We start from the raw sequence: 1250 nt of genomic DNA, 5'->3' as shown, positions 1-1250 counted from the left end.
GCGGCCAGCAGGATGAACTTGAGCCCGCCCGCGTAGATCATGAAGATGGTGTAGAACGCCGCCACCGCCGCGATGAACAGGTCCCGCCCGCGCTCCTGCGGGCGCACCTGGTAGCTCTCGCCGCGCCTGGCCAGCAGCACGCCGTAGGCCGCCACGAACAGGTACGGAATCAGCGACATCGCGCTGGTGAGGTTCAGCATCAGCGCGAAGGCGTCCCGCGACCAGTAGGTCGTGATGACGATCAGCTGCACGATGATGTTCGTCAGCCACAGCGCATTGGCCGGCACCTTGTTGGCGTTCTCCCGTGCAAACACCGCCGGCATGTCCTCGGTCTTGGCCGCGGTGAACATCACTTCGGCGCAGATCAGCGACCAGGCCAGGTACGCCCCCAGCACCGACACGATCAGCCCCAGGCTCACGAAGACCGCCCCCCAGTGGCCCACCACCGCCTCGAGCACCGCGGCCATCGAGGGCTGGCGCATGCCCGCGATGTCCGCGCGCTGCAGCACCGCGTAGGGCAGCATGGTCACCAGCACCATCAGGGCGGTCACGCCGATGAAGCCCATGATGGTCGCGCGGCCCACGTCCGAGCGCTCCTTGGCGTAGCGCGAGTACACGCTCGCGCCTTCGATGCCGATGAAGACGAACACGGTCACCAGCATGGTCGCGCGCACCTGCTCGAAGATGTTGCCCGTGAGATCGCCTCCGTAGAGGTTGGCGCTGAAGAGGTCCATCCTGAAGGCGAAGATCAGGATGACGATGAACACCAGGATCGGGATCACCTTGGCGAAGGTGACCACCGTGTTGATGAAGGCCGCCTGCTGCACGCCCTTCAAGATCATGAAGTGGAACAGCCAGATGCCCACGGACGCCACCACGATCGCGATGACGGTGTTGCCGTCGCCGAAGACCGGGAAGAAGGCCCCCAGCGTGGACTTGATCAGCACCCAGTAGGAGACGTTGCCGATGCAGCTGCTGATCCAGTAGCCGAAGGCCGACAGAAAGCCCGGGTAGTCGCCGAAGCCGGCCTTGGCATAGGCGAACACGCCCGCGTCCAGGTCGGGCTTGCGCTCGGCCAGCGCCTGGAACACGCGCGCGAGCATGTACATGCCCGTGCCCGCGACGATCCACGCGATGACCGCCCCCAGCGGCCCGGTCGCCCCCGCGAAGGTGCGCGGCAGCGAGAAGATCCCCGCGCCCACCATCCCGCCCACCACCATCGCGGTGAGCTGCATGCGGGACATCTTTTG

General features: G+C 66.1%; 1 protein-coding gene. It reads right to left on the bottom strand.

What is annotated here, in order from left to right; genetic code table 11:
- Positions 1-1250: basic amino acid/polyamine antiporter (locus tag BLW05_RS35235; protein WP_256330656.1), on the bottom strand; the 1250-nt coding region annotated here is incomplete at both ends.

The organism is Variovorax sp. YR216 (assembly GCF_900107745.1).
In the GTDB taxonomy this organism is placed as follows: domain Bacteria; phylum Pseudomonadota; class Gammaproteobacteria; order Burkholderiales; family Burkholderiaceae_C; genus Variovorax.
The sequence above is the reverse complement of the archived record's forward strand: the minus strand, read 5'-3'. Positions and strand labels throughout refer to the sequence as shown.